Genomic DNA, 16,776 nt, shown 5'->3' with positions numbered 1-16,776 from the left:
GTGGCCGGCAGCTTCGGCTCCGTCAACACCGCGGCGAGCGCCCTGCGCTACCACCAGGCGGTGATGGAGGTCGCGAGCGGCAACATCGCCAACGTCACCACCGAGGGCTACGCCCGTCGCCGTGTCGTCGGGGTGTCCGTCGGCGCGCCCGCGCAGCCGGCGATGTGGAGCCGGTACGACGGCCACGGCGACGGCGTCCGGGTCGGGTCGGTCGACCGGCTGGTCGACCCGCTCCTCGACTCCCGCACCCGGCGCGAGCACGGCGCCCAGGCCTCCCTCGACACGCGGGCCACCGCGCTCGCCCGTGTCGAGGCCTCGCTCGGCGAACCGGCCGGCGCCGGCATCTCGAAGGCCCTCGCCGCCGTCCGGTCCGCGTGGCACGACCTCGGCAACAACCCCGACTCCGGCGCCGTACGGGCCCAGGTGCTGTCGACGTCGCAGGGGCTCGTCACCGCCGTCGCCGCCCAGCGGCACAACGTCGAGACGGAGGAGTCCGACCAGCGGATCTCCCTGCTCAGCGGCATCGGCGAGGCGAACACCCTCGCCGGCGACCTGGCCTCGACCAACCAGGCGATCACGGCCGCGCGGCTCTCCGGCAACGACGCGTCCAGCCTGCTCGACCAGCGCGACACGATGGCCCTGCGGCTCGCCGAGCTGACCGGCGGCACGGCCGTGGAGAACGGCCACGGCGGGCTCGACGTCACCGTGGGCGGCGTCGCGCTCGTGGCCGGCGGCACGGCCGGCGCACTGTCGGTCACGGCCGGCATCCATGCCGACGGCACCGCCGACGGCCTGCCCCTCGCCCTCGCCGTGACCCCTCCGGGCGGGACGGCGACCGGGGTCAGCGGTCTCGCCGGCGAGATCGGCGGGAGCGCCGTGCTGATCAGCACCACCCTCCCCGCGCTGCGCGCCGGGCTCCAGGACGTCGCCCAGCAGCTGGCCGACGCGGTCAACGCCGTCCACCAGTCCGGGTACGACGCCTCGGGCGCGCCCGGGCAGGCGTTCTTCGCCGTCGACCCGAGCGCGCCGGGCGGGCCGCTCGTCCTGCTGGTCGACGACCCGGCCGAGGTGGCGGCGTCCGGCATCGGCGGCGGGGCCAACCGCGACGGCAGCAACGCCACCGCCCTGGCGAGCGCGCTCGCCTCCCCCGAGCGCGGCTACCAGCAGTTCGTGACCACCCTCGGCAACGACGTCGCGTCCATCCGACGCCTCGCCGCCACCCAGCAGAACCTCACCGACCAGGTCGACGGCTCCCGCGACCAGCTCTCGGGAGTCAGCATCGACGAGGAGACCGTGACGATGATGCAGGCCCAGCGCGCCTACGAGGCCGCCGCCCGCGTGATGACGACCCTCGACTCGGTGCTCGACACCCTCATCAACCGGACGGGACTGGTGCGCTGATGGCCGCCATCGGCAGGGTCACGCAGACGATGCTGACCGACCGCTCGCTCACCCGGCTCCAGGGCAGCCTGTCGCGCCTGGGCGAGATCCAGGAGCAGCTGTCCACCGGACGGGTGCTCAACCGCGCCTCCGACAACCCGGCCGACGCGTCGTCGGCGATGCGGCTGCGCTCCTCGATCGGCGCCCAGCAGCAGTACGTCCGCAACGCGCAGGACGGCGTCGGCTGGCTCGACGCCCTCGACTCCTCCCTCGGCAGTGCCGGCGACCTGGTGCGCCGGGCGCGCGAGCTCGGCCAGCAGGCGATCAGCGGCGCCGCCGGGCCCGAGGCCCGCGAGGCCCTCGCCACCGAGATCGACCAGGTCCGCAAGTCGCTCGTCACCAGCGCCAACGTGCGCTACCTCGACCGGCCGGTCTTCGGGGGCTCGACCACCGGCTCCGCGGCCTTCACCGAGAGCGGCGGCACGGTGACCTTCGCCGGTGACGCCAACCCGGTCAACCGCGCCGTCGCGGACGGCGTGCTGGTCGACGTGTCCGTGGCAGGACCGGTGGCGTTCGGCCCCGACGGCGACAGCGTGTTCGACCACCTCGGGGCGCTCTCGGCGGCGCTGCGGGCCGGCGACCTGACCGCGGTGCGCACCGGGCTCGACGCGCTCGAGGTCGACGGCAAGCGCATCACGGTGGCGCGGGCGGACGTCGGCGCGCGCACCAACCGCGTCGAGCAGGCCGGCACCCGGGCGAGCGATGCCGAGCTCTCCCTCACCAACGCGCTCTCGGAGATCGAGAACGCCGACCTCCCCCGGACCACCGTCGCGCTGCAGATGCAGGAGGTGGCCTACCAGGCCGCCCTCGCCGCGACCTCACGCGTGCTTCAACCGAGCCTGATGGACTTTCTGAGATGATCGCCACGATGGAGACGACGACCCCGCTGGGCACCTCGACGGGTGCCCCCGAGATCCCCGTGATCGAGCTGGTGCAGCCGATGCCCGGGTTCCCCGACCTCGCGCGCTTCGCGCTCGTGCAGCTCGACGACGCCGGGGTGCTCTGCAGCCTGACCTCGCTGGAGCAGCAGGACCTGCGCTTCCTCGTGGTGCCGCCGGCGACCTTCTTCCCCGACTACGCCCCCGAGGTGGACGAGGGCGTCCTCGCCGAGCTCGGGTCGACGTCGGCGGGCGACCTGGTCGTCCTGTGCGTGCTCACCGCAGGCGAGTCGCTCGCGACCACGACCGCCAACCTGCTCGCACCCGTCGTGCTCGACATCGTGACCCGACGGGCCGTGCAGGTCGTGCTCGACGACCCCGCGCTCTCGGTCGCCACGCCCCTGACCGCGTGAGTGCGGCAGCCCGACCCGACTCCGGTAGCGTTGGCCCATGCTGGTCGTGAGCCGTCGTGCGGGTGAGAGCATCGTCATCGGCGACGACATCACGGTCACCGTCCTCGAGGTGCGTGGTGACGTCGTCCGGATCGGGATCGACGCCCCCCGGTCGGTCGCGGTCCACCGCGAGGAGCTGCTCGCCCAGCTGGCGCAGTCCAACCAGGAGGCGGCCTCGCCCGCCGACGACGCCGTCGACTCGCTGGCGAACGCGATCCGGGACCGCTCGACCGACGCCTGAGCGGTCGGGCCAGGTCAGGCCTTGCGGCTGCGGCCGAGCTGGGAGGCCAGCACCGCCGCCTGCGTACGACGCTGCACGCCGAGCTTGGCGAGCAGCGAGGTGACGTGGTTCTTGACCGTCTTCTCGGCGAGGTGCAGCCGGTCGCCGATCTGCTTGTTGGTGAGGCCCTCGGTGATGAGGTCGAGGATGTCCGACTCCACCTCGGTGAGCGCCGACAGGCCCTCCGGGGTCCGGCTCTCGGCGCGCATGCGCTCGATCACCCGCACCGCGACGGCGGGGTCGATGAGCGACTGGCCTTGGTGGACCGCGCGGATCCCGTTGACCAGCGCGCTCTCGTCGACCTGCTTGAGGACGTAGCCCCCCGACCCGGCGAGGATCGCGTTGAACAGCGCCTCGTCGTCGTCGTAGCTGGTGAGGATGAGCGCGCGCACCGCCGGGTTGGCCGAGCGCACCTGGCGGCAGACCTCGATGCCGTTGCCGTCCGGCAACCGCCCGTCGAGCACCGCCACGTCCGGGGCGAGACGCAGGATGTCCGGCACCGCCTCGGCGACCGTCCCGGACTCGCCGACCACCTCGAGGTCGTCCTCGAGCTCGAGCACCGCGCGCAGCCCTCGACGTACGACGGCGTGGTCGTCGAGCAGGTAGACCCTGATCGGCGACCGGCCGGTCGTCAAGCGCGCTCCAGCAGGAAGAGCGGGATCTCGCGGTCGGTCTTCGTCTGGTACTCGGCATACGTCGACCAGGTGGCGACGGCGTGCTCCCACCAGTCCGCGCGCTCCTCGCCGCTCAGCTCGCGGACACGGTAGGTGTGCTTCTCCGCCTTGTCCTGGAGGTCGACCTCGGGGTGCTGGCGGAAGTTGTCGGCCCACGCCGGGTCCTCCGGCGCGCCGCCCTTGGAAGCGACCGCGAGGTAGGAGCCGTCGCGCTCGACCCGCATCACCGGGTTCTTGCGGAGGTCGCCGGACTTCGCGCCGACGGAGGTGATCACGACGATCGGGTAGCTCGTGCCGGGCAGGGTGCCGGCCTTCTCACCGTCGGAGGCCTCGTAGTCGGCCACTTGGTTGCGGACCCACTCGGCCGCGCTCGGGGCGTACGTTCCAGTCAGTGCCATGCCCTCAACAACACCACGGGCGGCGGCGAACTTCCAGTGACGGCCCCGATAGCCTCCCGGCATGACTGCGATCGAGGGCGTCAGCGAGATCTTCGACCCCGAGGCCTGGGACGTCGTGCCCGGTTTCGAGGACCTCACCGACCTGACCTACCACCGCGCCCGCGAGCACGGGACGGTCCGGATCGCCTTCGACCGTCCCGACGTGCTCAACGCCTTCCGCCCGCACACCGTCGACGAGCTCCTGAGCACCCTCGAGCACGCCCGGATGTCGGCCGACGTCGGCTGCGTGATCCTCACCGGCAACGGCCCGAGCCCCAAGAACGGCAAGTGGTCCTTCTGCTCCGGGGGCGACCAGCGGATCCGCGGCAGGGCCGGCTACCAGTACGAGGACGTGGCCGCGGGTGCCGGCGACACCGGCGCCGAGGAGCCGAGCCCGATCGACAAGGCCAGGCTCGCCCGCCTGCACATCCTCGAGTGCCAGCGGGTCATCCGCTTCATGCCCAAGGTCGTCATCTGCGTCGTGCCCGGCTGGGCGGCCGGCGGCGGCCACAGCCTCCACGTGGTCGCCGACCTCACCCTCGCCAGCCGCGAGCACGCGCGCTTCAAGCAGACCGACGCCGACGTCGGCTCCTTCGACGGCGGCTACGGCTCGGCCTACCTCGCGCGCCAGGTCGGGCAGAAGTTCGCCCGCGAGATCTTCTTCCTCGCCGACGAGTACGACGCCGAGGAGATGCACCGGATGGGTGCGGTCAACCGCGTCGTCGACCACGCCGACCTCGAGAAGGTCGCGCTCGACTGGGGCCGCAGGATCAACGGCAAGTCCCCCACCGCCCAGCGGATGCTGAAGTACTCCTTCAACCTCCTCGACGACGGCCTCGTGGGCCAGCAGCTGTTCGCCGGCGAGACCACCCGCCTGGCCTACATGACCGACGAGGCGCAGGAGGGCCGCGACCAGTTCCTCGAGAAGCGCGAGCCCGACTGGTCGCCGTACCCCTGGTACTACTGAGCCGACGGGCGCACCCATGAAGGTCGTCGTGCTGACCGGAGCCGGGATCTCGGCGGAGAGCGGGCTGTCGACGTTCCGTGACTCGGGCGGGCTGTGGGAGGGCCACGACCCGATGCAGGTCGCGACCCCGGAGGCGTACGCCGACGACCCGGGGCTGGTGCAGAGGTTCTACGACGCGAGGCGGGCCGCGCTCGACACGGTCGAGCCGAACGCGGCGCACGTCGCCCTCGCCCGGCTGGAGGAGGCACTCGGTGACGACCTGCTGGTCGTCACGCAGAACGTCGACGACCTCCACGAGCGGGCCGGCTCACGACGGGTCCACCACCTCCACGGCCGGCTCCGATCGGCGTGGTGCACCGCGTGCGGCGTACGGCACCCGTGGGACGGGCCGCTGGCGGACGGGCCGCCGTGCCCGGCCTGCGGGGCACGCGCGCTGCGGCCCGACATCGTGTGGTTCGGTGAGATCCCCTACGGCATGGACCTCGTCGAGGACGCCCTCTCGGAGTGCGACCTGTTCGTCTCGATCGGCACCTCCGGGGTGGTCTACCCGGCGGCGGCGTTCGTGCACTGGGCACGGGGCGCGACCGTCGAGCTCAACCTCGAGCCGAGCGCCGGCGCCACGGACTTCGCCGAGTCACGTCAGGGCCCGGCCGGCGACCTGGTGCCCGCGTGGGTCGACGAGGTCCTGCTCCGACTTCGGTAGGGAGTTCCGCGAAACCCCTGCCGACCACCCGCGCGCGTGGTGGGATCACTGGTCGGGACCATGAGGAGCTGTATGCGCAGGAGCTGGCACGTCGTTGCCGCCGTCGTGCTCGCCGGAGCCGTGAGCGGCTGCGGCGTCGTCGACGACCTCCGCGCGACCGGCTTCTCCCGGCAGAGCGGGCTGGAGATCGCCACCGCTGCCAGCGAGGCGATGGCCGACGTGACGAGCATGCGCCTGACCGGCCAGCTCCGGGTCAACGGCAACCCGATCGTCCTCGACCTGAGCCTGGGCGACCGCACGTGCACCGGGAGCATGCGCTTCGACAAGGGGCACTTCGCCGTACGACGCGTGGGCGGGCGCGCCTGGGTCAAGGGCGACGCGACCGCCTTCAGCCGGATCGCCTCGACGCCGCTGTCCGCCGCGGCCACTGCGCAGCTCAGCACGACGTGGATCCCGGCGGACGACGAGGCGATCCTCGGCCTGTGCGACCTCGACCGCTACCTGGAGTCCTTCAGCCTCTCCGGCTCCGAGCAGGGTGGGAGCGGCAAGGGCAAGGGCAAGGGCAAGGACGAGGCGATCTCCTTCGACGACGTCACCGTCGGCGAGGAGACCACCCAGGACGGCGACCGGGTCGTCGAGGTCACGACCACGCCGACCGAGACGTCGTGGGTCCTGAGCGAGGCACCCCACTACGTGATCCGGGTCGAGGACCGCACCCCGCGTGACGGCGGCTTCCTCAACCTCTCCGAGTTCAACCGGGACGTCCACGTGGAGGCCCCGCGGGGCAAGGACGTCCTCAGGCCCTGAAGTGCAGGCGCACGGTCGTGCCGCGACCGAGGACCGAGTCGACCTCGACGTGGCCCCCGTGGCGCTGCATGATCTGGCGCACGATGCCGAGGCCGAGGCCCGTGCCGGGGCGCATCAGCGCCTCCTGGTTGGTGCAGCGGAACAGCGGGTCGAAGAGGTCGACCTGGTCGGCGGCGGAGATCCCGATGCCCTCGTCGCGGCAGGTGAAGGTCACCCCGCCGTCGTCGCGGTGCTCGATCCCGAGCCAGATCTCGTCACCGGAGTCGGAGTACTTCACGGCGTTGTCGACGAGGTTGGCGACGGCGCTCGCGACCTCGCGGGCGTCGGCCACCACCACGGTGGGGGTGGTCTCGCCGACGAGGTGGAGGGCGATGCCGGCGCGCTCGGCGACGGCGGACATCGAGCCGATCGTGTCCTCCACGACGCCGAGGAGGTCGACCTTCTCGAGGGCGGGCGCGTTCTGCGGGTCGCTCACCCGCGACAGCATGCCGAGCCCGTCGAGCAGGTCGCCGAGGCGCTCGGTGCCGCGAAGGATGGCCTGCGCCCGCTTGAGGTCGCGCTCGTCGGCGAGGTCGTTGGTCGCGAGGAACTCGGCGTTGGCGGCGATCACCGTCATCGGGTTGTTGATCTCGTGGGTGAGCTCGCGCAGGAAGCGGTAGCGCGACTCCTCGAGCTCGCGCAGCTCCTGCAGCAGGCGCCGCTCGCGCTGGGTGGCGTACGCGTTCGCCAGCGCCCGGCCCAGGTCGTGGCCGAGCTCGAGGGCGGCGAGCGACTCGCCGTCGGTCCAGCGTCGCGAACCGGTCCGACGCGCGCACACGACCATGCCCAGCACCTGGTCCTCGACCCCCACCGGGGCGACGACCAGCGTCTCGAGGCCCGCCGTCTCGAGCTGGGCCGTGAACCAGTCGCCGTGGGCCGCCTCGAGCTCGTCGTCCCCCCAGATCCGGCCCGGTTCGATGATCACGACCCCGTCCCGGTCGGACCACGTGCGTGTGGCCGCGGCGTGCAGGGCCCGGCGCACGTCCGGGTCGAGGGCGAGGCCGAACCCCCGGGTGGCCTCGATGCGGTCGTCGACGAAGACGTCGATCTCGAGCTCGTCGACCGAGAGCGCGTCGACCAGCGCCGTGCGCGCCTCGCTCAGCAGGTGGCCGACGTCGTGGCGGGCCGGGCTCGACTGCACCATCCGCCGGGTCGCGCGGATGCTGCGCGCGAGGTGGGCGAACTCCTCGCGCTCGATCACCGCGATGATCGAGCCGAGGGACAGCGACAGCGTGTCGGTGAGGGCCTCGAACCGCACCTGCGACAGGCGCCGCAGCCCGAAGGGCTCGTCGAGGTAGAGCAGGGCGCGCAGCGTGCCGCCCTCGTCGCGCACCTCGGCGACCAGCATGTCGAGGGGGTGCCAGTCGGCGTCGTCGTCGGTGCGGGGGATGTCGGGCACCCACGACGCGTCGCGCAGCGCCTCCTCGACGCCGGGCGAGTAGGCCTCCTCGGCCACGAAGGTCCACTCGCCGAAGGTCACGCCGTCGGCGATCGCGGCGATCATGTCCTCGACCCGCGACCCGGTCCCGAGGAGCTGGGCCGAGCCCTCCGGCTCCCCCGTGATGGCGACGAACTCGAGCAGGCCCTGCGGCCGGACGACCTCGAGCGCGGCGACCTTGAAGCCCGCGCGGGCGGCGGCGTCCGCGGTGATCTCGTGCAGCAGTGCACGCGCCCGCGCACCGCCCCAGCTCGAGTCCCGCATCCCTGTCCCCGCCCACCAGATCCACCTGAGGCCGTCTCCCGGTCGAGCCTCATCGGGGATCGTACGGGCACGCCGAGCGTGGACGGGAGGGTTTTGCCGTCAGTTTCAACCACTGGTCGCCACCCGGCGACCCCGCTACAGCCCGTTCTGGCTGAAGTGCATGTAGTCCTTGGAGTAGCGCCAGGCCCCGCCCCACTCCCACCCGATCCGGGCGAAGACGCGCACCACGGGGCCGTCCGGGGTGATCATCCCGGCCCGCACGCGGTCCCGGCGCAGGTAGGACGACGCCAGCTCGGGCAGCACCACATCGCCCTTCTCGTAGGGGTTCTGGAACGAGTTGAGGTCGATGGCGAGGCCGGAGGCGTGCTGGGAGAAGTAGGTGGCGCCGGTCGAGGGCCGGCACACGAAGGCACTGGTCTCGTTGCCGTCACCGGTCGAGGGCGCGTCGGGGTCGTAGGTGCGCGCGATGGCCAGCCGCTCCTGGGGGAAGCGCACCCGGTAGAGCGTGCGGAAGACCTGCACGAGGTCGTCGGCGACCGCGCTGCCGACCAGCAGCTCGCCGGTGTGGCGCTGCGCGTCGAACCCCCAGAACGTCACCCGCACCCACGCCAGGTCGGTGGCTGCGACCGGGCAACCCGGTTGCCACGTCGAGCGCGCGACCACGCGTCGCGGGGCCGGCGAGACGACCTTGCTCGCGAAGCCCGAGCCCGGGAGCATCCGCACGTCGTCGGGCAGGGTCCAGCGGCGGTTGCGCATCACCGACGGGGTCGGCCGGACCTCGCCGTTGCCGGTGGCCGGGTCGTCGGGCAACGGCCTCGTGCCGAGCCAGCGTGGCGCGACGCTGCCCCAGCCGGCGGCCGCCTGCGGCTGCGTGCCGTCGGTGGTCGGCTCGACCCGGGCGGGCGCTGCCGGTGCGTGGTCGGCGTACGGCACCGGAACGCCGGTCGCGGTCAGCACGACCTGCAGCACGGCGGCTACGAGCGCGTGGACGGACACCTCGTCACGGTACGTCGATGGGCGGGCCGACCGGGAGCCAGACCGTGAAGGTCGTGCCCTCGCCGAGGACGGAGGCGACCTCGATCGTGCCGTCGTGGCCCTTCACGACCCGCTCCATGATGGCCAGGCCCAGGCCGGTGCCCGGACGCTTGCGCGCCTCCGGGTCGGGCGCGCGGAAGAAGGGGGTGAAGACGTGCTCGAGGGCCGACTCGGCGATGCCGATGCCGGAGTCGGCGCAGACGAGACGCACTCCGGCAGGACCGTCCGACCCACGCGTCGCCGGCTCGAGGCGGACCCGGACGTCACCGCCTGCGGCGGTGTACTTGCAGGCGTTGGAGACCAGGTTGGCGACCATCCGCTGGAGGCCGTCCGCCTCACCCACGACGACCAGCCCGTCGGCGACCTCTGTGCGGAGGTGGACGCCGCCGCTGCTCGCGGTGGGCGCGAGGAACTCGCACGTGTCACGCACCAGGGCGGACAGGTCGACCGTCGCGATGTCGGCGGACCGGTCGGTGTCGCTCACGGTGGCGAGCGCCATCAGGTCCTCGATCATGCTGGCGATCCGGCGCGAGGCGCGGTCCATCGCGTCCATCGACTCCCCGATCGGCCCGTCGGACGCCTCGGGCACGTCCATCGCGAGCATCTCGAGGTGGGAGAAGAGCACGCTGACCGGGTTGCGCAACTCGTGCGCGAGGGTGAGGACCATGTCGCGCCGATAGTCGCTGATGTCGCGGATCTCGGCGTTGAGCTCGCGCTCGCGCTGCATCAGCCTGGCCTCGAGGACGACGGTCGCCACGTCGCTCGCGACGGCCTTCGCCGCGTTGATCTCGGAGTCGATCCAGCGTGCCTCGTCGGGCGCGCGGCCCAGGCCCATCGAGCCGAGGTACTCCTCGCCCATGCCGATCGGGACGAGCAGCCACGACCCGACGCCGCGACGCTCCATCGCCTCGGCCAGCACCTCGGGCGTGGCGACGGACCGCTCGGTGACGCCCCACGTCTGCGTCGGCTCGACCACCAGGTGCCCGTGGCGCAGCCACACCCTCCGCATGTGCTCCTCGAAGAACGCCCGGTAGGGCTCGAGGGCGGGAGCAGGCGCACCCGCCAGCAGCACGTCGACGGTGTGGACCTGCATCGCCGCCACCATCGCGCCCGACAGCTCGCCGAGGAACTCGCCGATCTCCAGCCCCGGACGGACGGCCTGGCGCGCCGCGCGCGCCTGCGACACCATCCGCACCTGCTCGCCGTAGAGCTCGCGCTCGACGATGCTCACCACCGCCTCGCACAGCACGGCGATCTCGGCGTTGACCGCGGCCATCGTGCGCTGCGTGGGCCGGCGACCGGTGCGCGGCTCGTCGAGGTAGAGGGTGCCGCGCAGCTCGCCGTCCTCGTTGGTGAGCAGCTGCACGAGCCGGTCCTCGCCGGTCCAGGCGTCCGGGAGGTCGGAGGGGGGCAGGTCGGGGATGTGGCCGTAGCCGGCGAGCCACTCGCGGGTGTCGTCGTCCATCGCCTCGCCGGGGATGAACTTCCAGCCGTCCAGGTCGGTGCTGAAGGAGACGATGCGGTCGAGGTCGAGCGGTGAGGCCTTGCCCAGCAGCTCGTCGCGCGCGTCGGCGTCGCCGGCGATGGCGACGAACTCCAGGTTGCCGTCGGAGCGGAGCGCCTCGATCGCGACCACCTTGTAGCCCGAGCGGCGCGCGGCGTCCTCCGCGATGGCGTGCAGGACCGCGCGTTGGGCATCGTTGCCCCACGCCTCTCCTCTTGGACGCGTCCACGTCCCCCTGTCAGCGGCCATGCGATCCCACCCCCGGAAACGAGCCGACCGTGCGAGGCTACGTGCCCGGACCCACCCGCGTGGGTGACTTCGGTGAGAATGACCCGAAGAGGTGACTGGCTAGTAACATCGGGGCCATGAAGCGCGAGATCTACGACGAGGACCACGAGGCCTTCCGGTCCTCGGTCAAGCAGTTCCTGGACCGCGAGGTCGTGCCGCACCTCGAGACGTACGCCGAGCACCACGGGCTCGACCGTGAGTTCTGGCTCGCCGCGGGCAAGCAGGGCTTCCTCGGCCTGGAGATCCCCGAGGAGTTCGGCGGCTCGGAGGCCGGCGACTACCGCTTCAACGCGGTGCTCACCGAGGAGCTCGCGAAGGTCAACATGTCCCTGCCGAGCTGCGTCGGCATCCACGCCGACATCACCGTGCCCTACCTCGTGCACCTCACCGACGACGAGCAGAGGGCGCGCTGGCTGCCGAGGGCCGCGAGCGGCGAGCTGGTCACCGCCATCGGCATGACCGAGCCCGGCGGCGGCTCCGACCTGGCCAACCTGCGGACGACCGCCGTGCGCGACGGCGACGACTGGATCATCAACGGCTCCAAGACCTTCATCACCAACGGCGGCTCCGCCGACCTCGTGCTCGTCGCGGCGCGCACCAGCCCGGAGAAGAAGGCCAAGGGCATCTCGCTCTTCGCCGTCGACACCACCCTCGACGGCTTCAGCGTCGGCCGCGTGCTCGACAAGGTCGGCCAGGACGAGTCCGACACGGCCGAGCTCGCCTTCGACGACGTCCGCGTCAGCAACGACGACCTCGTCGGCCCGCTCGACACCGGCTTCATCTCGATGATGCAGTTCCTGCCGCAGGAGCGCCTCGGCTCGGCCATCACCAACCTGGCCCACGCCAAGCAGATCCTGCTCGAGACGGTGCAGTACGCCAAGGACCGCCAGGCCTTCGGGCAGCCGATCGGATCCTTCCAGAACACCCAGTTCCTGCTCGCCGACCTGGTGACCCGCATCGACGTGACCGAGGCCTTCGTCGACCAGTGCGTGCTCGCGCACACCAAGAAGGAGCTCACCCCCGTCGACGCCGCCAAGGCGAAGTGGTGGACCTCGCAGGTGCAGAACGACGTCCTGGACCACTGCGTCCAGGTCCACGGTGGCTACGGCTTCATGAACGAGTACCGCGTGGCCCGCGCCTGGCGCGACGCCCGCGTCACGAAGATCTGGGCCGGGTCCAACGAGATCATGAAGATGCTGATCGGGCGCGACCTGGGGCTCTAGGGATGAGTCGCATGTTCGTCGCGGTCGTCCCGCCGCCGGAGGTCGTCGAGCACCTCGAGGAGTTCCTGTCCGTGCGCCGGGAGGCGGCGGCCTTCCGCTGGTCCGATCCCGCGCAGTGGCACGTCACGCTCGCCTTCGCCGAGGACGTCGCCGACCGCAGCCTCGACGACCTCGACGACCGGCTCACGGCGGTCGCGGGTCGTCGTACGGCGTTCGGGGTGCGGGTCGCCGGCGGCGGCGCCTTCCCCGACCCGGACCGCGCGCGCGTGCTCTTCGCCCGGCTCGACGCCACGGACGAGGCCGCGGCCACCCTGGACGCGCTCTCGACCGGGTGCCGCCAGGCGGTGTCGGCCTCCGGAGCCCGCGTCGACGGCCAGCGGTTCCGCCCGCACCTGACGCTGGGTCGGCTCGGCCGCCCGGACAACGTCACGTCGTGGGTGCGCCTGCTCGATGCGTACGACGGCCCGGCGTGGGTCGTCGACGAGGTCGCCCTGGTCGCCTCCCACCTCGGCGAGGGCCCACGCCGGCGCCCCCGCCACGAGGTCATGGGGACCTACTCCCTCGGCTGAGGCTCCCCTTCGTTGCGAGCCGCTCGTCGCCGGAGTTGGATCGAGGGCGTGAGCCTTGAGATCGGGACCGACGAGGAGCCGCAGCACTGGCACGAGGACGTCGACGACGACGTCAGCGGCCGGCTGAACTGGCTGCGGGCGGGCGTGCTCGGCGCCAACGACGGGATCGTGTCCACCGCTGGCGTCGTGATGGGCGTCGCGGGCGCGACCGACGACTCCGGCACGATCCTCATCGCCGGCATCGCCGCGCTGACCGCGGGTGCGCTGAGCATGGGTGCCGGTGAGTACGTCTCGGTCAGCACCCAGCGCGACTCCGAGCGATCCATCCTGGCGATGGAGCGCAAGGAGCTCGAGCAGATGCCCCGGACCGAGCAGGAGGAGCTCGCCCGGATGTACCGCGAGAAGGGGCTGTCCCCCGAGACCGCCGAGAAGGTCGCCGAGGAGCTCACCGCCCACGACGCGCTCGAGGCGCACGCCGACATCGAGTTCGGCATCGACCCCGACTCCCTCGCGAACCCGTGGCACGCAGCCCTCGCCTCGATGGTCGCCTTCACGGTCGGCGCCCTGCTGCCGCTGCTGGTCGTGGCCCTCGTCCCCGACGCCGCCCGCATCGTGACGACCGTCGTCGTGGTCGCGCTCGCGCTCGCCGGCGCCGGCGCGGTCAGCGCGAGGCTCGGCTACAGCCCGCGCCTGCCCGCCGTCGTGCGCAACGTGGCGGGTGGCCTGCTCGCGATGGGCGTGACGTACCTGATCGGCATGCTCGCCGGGGTCCACCTCGGCTGAGGGTCCCTCGCGGCCGACTCAGGAGAGGGCGGCCACGATCTCGTTGACCTTGTCCTTGGCGTCGCCGAAGAGCATCTGCGAGTTCTCCTTGAAGAACAGCGGGTTCTGCACGCCGGCGTAGCCCGTGGCCATCGAGCGCTTGAAGACGACCACGTCGCGCGCCTTCCACACCTCGAGCACCGGCATGCCGGCGATGGGCGAGCCGGGCTCCTCGAGGGCGGCGGGGTTGACCGTGTCGTTGGCGCCGATGACGAGCACGACGTCGGTGTCGGCGAGGTCGTCGTTGATCTCGTCCATCTCGAGCACGATGTCGTAGGGCACCTTGGCCTCGGCGAGCAGCACGTTCATGTGACCGGGCAGGCGCCCGGCGACCGGGTGGATGCCGAACCGTACGTCGACGCCCTTCTCGCGCAGCCGCCGCGTCAGCTCGGCGACGGGGTACTGCGCCTGCGCGACGGCCATGCCGTAGCCGGGGGTGATCACCACGGACGAGGCGTCGGCCAGCAGAGCGGCCACGTCGTCGGACTGGATCTCGCGGTGCTCGCCGTAGTCGCGGTCCCCCTCGCCGGCGGAGCCGCCGTCGGAGCCGAAGCCCCCGGCGATCACGCTGACGAACGAGCGGTTCATCGCCCGGCACATGATGTAGCTGAGGATCGCACCCGACGAGCCGACGAGCGCTCCGGTGATGATCAGCAGGTCGTTGCCGAGCATGAAGCCGGCAGCGGCCGCGGCCCAGCCGGAGTAGCTGTTGAGCATCGAGACGACGACGGGCATGTCGCCGCCCCCGATCGCGGCGACGAGGTGGAAGCCGAGCACGAGCGCGAGGACGGTCATGATCCCGAGCGGGGCGAGGCCGATCCAGCCGTCGGTGTTCGCGAACCAGACCAGCAGCACGGCCGAGGCCACGAGGATCGCGAGGTTGAGGAGGTGTCGGCCGGGCAGCGTCACCGGTGCGGACTTCATCTTCGCGCTGAGCTTGAGGTTGGCCACGATCGAGCCGGTGAAGGTGACCGCACCGATGAAGACGCCGATGAAGACCTCGCCGTCGTGGACGGCGTCGCTCGCGAAGTCGACCGTCTCGAGCCAGGTGTTGTAGCCGACCAGCACGGCGGCGAGGCCGACGAAGCTGTGCATCATCGCGATGAGCTCGGGCATCCCGGTCATCTCGACGCCGCGGGCGAGACGGATGCCGATGACGGCGCCGATCGTGCCGGCGACCAGGATGATCCCAACGCCGACCCAGCCGGCGGTGGAGCCGAGGTCGGAGACCTGGTCGAGCACCAGCAGCAGGGTCGCGACGACCGCGAGGCCCATGCCGGCCATGCCGAGCTGGTTGCCGCGTCGGGCGGTCTCGTGCTTGCTCAGTCCGGCGAGCGCGAGGATGAAGAGGAGCGCCGCGAGGATGTAGGCGCCCTGGACGAGCTCGACCACCGGTTCAGCCCTTCTGGAACATGTTGAGCATCCGCCGGGTGACCATGAAGCCACCGAAGACGTTGATGCTGGCGAGCAGGATGGCCACCCCGGCGATCACCTGGACCACGGGGTCGTCGATCGGCGCCTGCAGGATCGCGCCGACCACGATGATCCCGCTGATCGCGTTGGTGACGCTCATGAGCGGGGTGTGGAGCGCGTGGTGGACGTTGCCGATCACGTAGAAGCCGATGACGACGGCGAGCGCGAAGACGGTGAGGCTCGGCAGGAAGTACGCCGGCGCGGTCGAGGCGAGCGCGAGGAAGAGCACCGCGGCCAGCCCGGCGGCGTACAGCCTCCGGCGCGGGTCCGGCGGCGCCTTCGCGACGACCGGCGCCTTCGCACCCCCACCGGCGGCGACCGGTGCGGCCGGGGCCGCGGAGACCTGGACCGGCGGCGGCGGCCACATCACCTCGGCGCTGTCTCCCCGGGCGAGGGTGACCGCGATGCCCCGCTGGATCACGTCGTCGGTGTCGAGGGTCAGCACGCCGTCCTTGCCGGGCGTGAGCAGCTTGAGCAGGTTGACGATGTTGGTGCCGTAGAGCTGGCTGGTCTGCGCGGCGAGGCGGCCGGCGAGGTCGGTGTAGCCGAGGATCGTGACGCCGTTGTCGGTGACGACGCGCTGGTCCTTGACCGTCGCCGCGACGTTGCCGCCGTTGGCCGCGGCCATGTCGACGACGACCGAGCCCGGCTTCATCGCCGCGACCGTCTCGGCGCTCACCAGCTGCGGCGCGGGGCGGCCCGGGATCAGCGCGGTGGTGATGACGATGTCGGCGGCGCGGGCCTCCTCGTCGTACATCGCAGCAGTGGCGGCCTCCTGGTCGGCGGTCATCTCCTTGGCGTAGCCGTCGGAGGAGACCTCCTGCTCCATGTCGACCGTGACGAACTGCGCGCCCATCGACTCGACCTGCTCGGCCACCTCGGGGCGTACGTCGAACGCGCGGACGATCGCGCCCAGCGACCCGGCGGCACCGATCGCGGCGAGGCCGGCGACACCGGCCCCGACCACGAAGACGCGCGCGGGCGGGACCTTGCCGGCAGCGGTGACCTGACCGGTGAAGAGCCGGCCGAACTCGTGGGCGGCCTCGATCACCGCGCGGTAGCCCGCGACGTTGGCCATCGACGACAGCACGTCCATCGACTGCGCACGCGAGATGCGCGGCACGGCGTCCATCGCGAGGCCGGTGACGCCGGCGGCCGCGAGCTGCTCGACGAGCTCCGGGCTGCGGGCCGGCGCCATCAGGCTGACAACAGTGGCCCCGCTGCGCAGGCGCGCGATCTCGGCCTCGGTCGGCGCGTTGACCTTCACCACCACGTCGCTGGCCCACACCTCGTCGGCGGTGACGACCTGCACCCCGGCGTCGGTGAACGCGTGGTCGGGCTGGTCGGCCGCCGCACCCGCACCCGTCTCGACGACGACGTCGTACCCGAGCGCGGCGAGCTGTGCCGCCGTCTTCGCCGTGGCCGCGACCAGCGTCTCGCCGGGTCGTGACTCGCGTGGGATGCCGATGCGCACTGCTGCCTC

17 protein-coding genes are annotated in these 16,776 nt (G+C 72.1%); 10 read left to right on the top strand and 7 right to left on the bottom strand.

The genetic code is table 11. The features are described from left to right. The 4 genes from flgK to csrA are packed head-to-tail and all read left to right on the top strand — an operon-like array spanning nt 1 to nt 3,011. A complete protein-coding gene (flgK, locus tag EUA93_RS07630; protein ID WP_129399575.1) occupies nt 1–1,401 on the top strand; it encodes a flagellar hook-associated protein FlgK in 1,401 nt (466 codons plus the stop codon). Further along, entirely contained in the window at nt 1,401–2,300 is a 900-nt protein-coding gene (gene flgL / locus EUA93_RS07625) for a flagellar hook-associated protein FlgL (protein WP_129399574.1), read from the top strand. Before flgK ends, flgL begins: the two co-directional genes overlap by 1 nt. After that, entirely contained in the window at nt 2,297–2,731 is a 435-nt protein-coding gene (fliW, locus tag EUA93_RS07620) for a flagellar assembly protein FliW (protein ID WP_129399573.1), read from the top strand. Before flgL ends, fliW begins: the two co-directional genes overlap by 4 nt. A 37-nt stretch (nt 2,732–2,768) precedes the next feature. Continuing rightward, nucleotides 2,769–3,011 (top strand): carbon storage regulator CsrA, encoded by a 243-nt coding sequence (csrA, locus tag EUA93_RS07615; protein WP_129399572.1) that lies wholly within the window; start codon nt 2,769–2,771, stop codon nt 3,009–3,011. A gap of 14 nt (nt 3,012–3,025) precedes the next feature. Here the strand turns inward: csrA and EUA93_RS07610 are convergent, their stop codons facing one another. Further along, entirely contained in the window at nt 3,026–3,685 is a 660-nt protein-coding gene (locus tag EUA93_RS07610; RefSeq protein WP_129399571.1) for a response regulator, read from the bottom strand. Beyond that, complete coding sequence (locus EUA93_RS07605) at nt 3,682–4,122, bottom strand: nitroreductase family deazaflavin-dependent oxidoreductase (protein ID WP_129399570.1); 441 nt, start codon at nt 4,120–4,122, stop codon at nt 3,682–3,684. The genes EUA93_RS07610 and EUA93_RS07605 overlap by 4 nt, the downstream gene beginning before the upstream one ends. A gap of 61 nt (nt 4,123–4,183) precedes the next feature. On the opposite strand from EUA93_RS07605, the gene EUA93_RS07600 reads away from it, so the two are divergent. The 3 genes from EUA93_RS07600 (at nt 4,184) to EUA93_RS07590 (ending at nt 6,638) form a co-directional block, all read left to right on the top strand. Next, nucleotides 4,184–5,128: a 1,4-dihydroxy-2-naphthoyl-CoA synthase gene (locus EUA93_RS07600; RefSeq protein WP_129399569.1), complete on the top strand. Its 945-nt coding sequence runs from the start codon at nt 4,184–4,186 to the stop codon at nt 5,126–5,128. A 16-nt stretch (nt 5,129–5,144) separates the two neighbouring features. Further along, nucleotides 5,145–5,831, top strand: a complete 687-nt coding sequence (locus EUA93_RS07595; protein WP_129399568.1) for an NAD-dependent deacylase — start codon at nt 5,145–5,147, stop codon at nt 5,829–5,831. A gap of 72 nt (nt 5,832–5,903) precedes the next feature. Further along, a complete protein-coding gene (locus EUA93_RS07590) occupies nt 5,904–6,638 on the top strand; it encodes a hypothetical protein (RefSeq protein ID WP_129399567.1) in 735 nt (244 codons plus the stop codon). Here the strand turns inward: EUA93_RS07590 and EUA93_RS07585 are convergent. The 3 genes from EUA93_RS07585 to EUA93_RS07575 all read right to left on the bottom strand — a co-directional run bounded on the left by EUA93_RS07585 (nt 6,628) and on the right by EUA93_RS07575 (nt 11,167). Then, nucleotides 6,628–8,379 (bottom strand): sensor histidine kinase, encoded by a 1,752-nt coding sequence (locus EUA93_RS07585; RefSeq protein ID WP_129399566.1) that lies wholly within the window; start codon nt 8,377–8,379, stop codon nt 6,628–6,630. The two genes, EUA93_RS07590 and EUA93_RS07585, sit on opposite strands and share 11 nt — an antisense overlap. A gap of 135 nt (nt 8,380–8,514) precedes the next feature. Then, complete coding sequence (locus EUA93_RS07580; protein WP_242497280.1) at nt 8,515–9,375, bottom strand: M15 family metallopeptidase; 861 nt, start codon at nt 9,373–9,375, stop codon at nt 8,515–8,517. Nucleotides 9,376–9,379: 4 nt separating this feature from the next. Then, a complete protein-coding gene (locus EUA93_RS07575) occupies nt 9,380–11,167 on the bottom strand; it encodes a sensor histidine kinase (protein WP_129399565.1) in 1,788 nt (595 codons plus the stop codon). Between the two features lie 116 nt (nt 11,168–11,283). On the opposite strand from EUA93_RS07575, the gene EUA93_RS07570 reads away from it, so the two are divergent. From EUA93_RS07570 to EUA93_RS07560, 3 genes are read left to right on the top strand one after another with little or no spacing between them, the layout of a single operon-like run. After that, entirely contained in the window at nt 11,284–12,429 is a 1,146-nt protein-coding gene (locus EUA93_RS07570) for an acyl-CoA dehydrogenase family protein (RefSeq protein ID WP_129399564.1), read from the top strand. A 2-nt stretch (nt 12,430–12,431) separates the two neighbouring features. Beyond that, nucleotides 12,432–12,998, top strand: coding sequence for an RNA 2',3'-cyclic phosphodiesterase (thpR, locus tag EUA93_RS07565; protein WP_129399563.1), 567 nt, complete (start codon nt 12,432–12,434; stop codon nt 12,996–12,998). Between the two features lie 48 nt (nt 12,999–13,046). Next, nucleotides 13,047–13,781: a VIT1/CCC1 transporter family protein gene (locus tag EUA93_RS07560; protein ID WP_207208628.1), complete on the top strand. Its 735-nt coding sequence runs from the start codon at nt 13,047–13,049 to the stop codon at nt 13,779–13,781. A gap of 18 nt (nt 13,782–13,799) precedes the next feature. Here EUA93_RS07560 and pntB read toward each other — a convergent pair whose 3' ends face one another. After that, nucleotides 13,800–15,212, bottom strand: coding sequence for a Re/Si-specific NAD(P)(+) transhydrogenase subunit beta (gene pntB, locus EUA93_RS07555; protein ID WP_129399562.1), 1,413 nt, complete (start codon nt 15,210–15,212; stop codon nt 13,800–13,802). A 4-nt stretch (nt 15,213–15,216) separates the two neighbouring features. Further along, complete coding sequence (locus tag EUA93_RS07550; protein WP_129399561.1) at nt 15,217–16,767, bottom strand: Re/Si-specific NAD(P)(+) transhydrogenase subunit alpha; 1,551 nt, start codon at nt 16,765–16,767, stop codon at nt 15,217–15,219. Nucleotides 16,768–16,776 lie beyond the last annotated feature (9 nt).

The organism is Nocardioides oleivorans, from assembly GCF_004137255.1.
Lineage (GTDB): Bacteria > Actinomycetota > Actinomycetes > Propionibacteriales > Nocardioidaceae > Nocardioides > Nocardioides oleivorans.
Note: the sequence above shows the minus strand (reverse complement) of the source record. Positions and strands in the feature narration are given on the sequence as shown.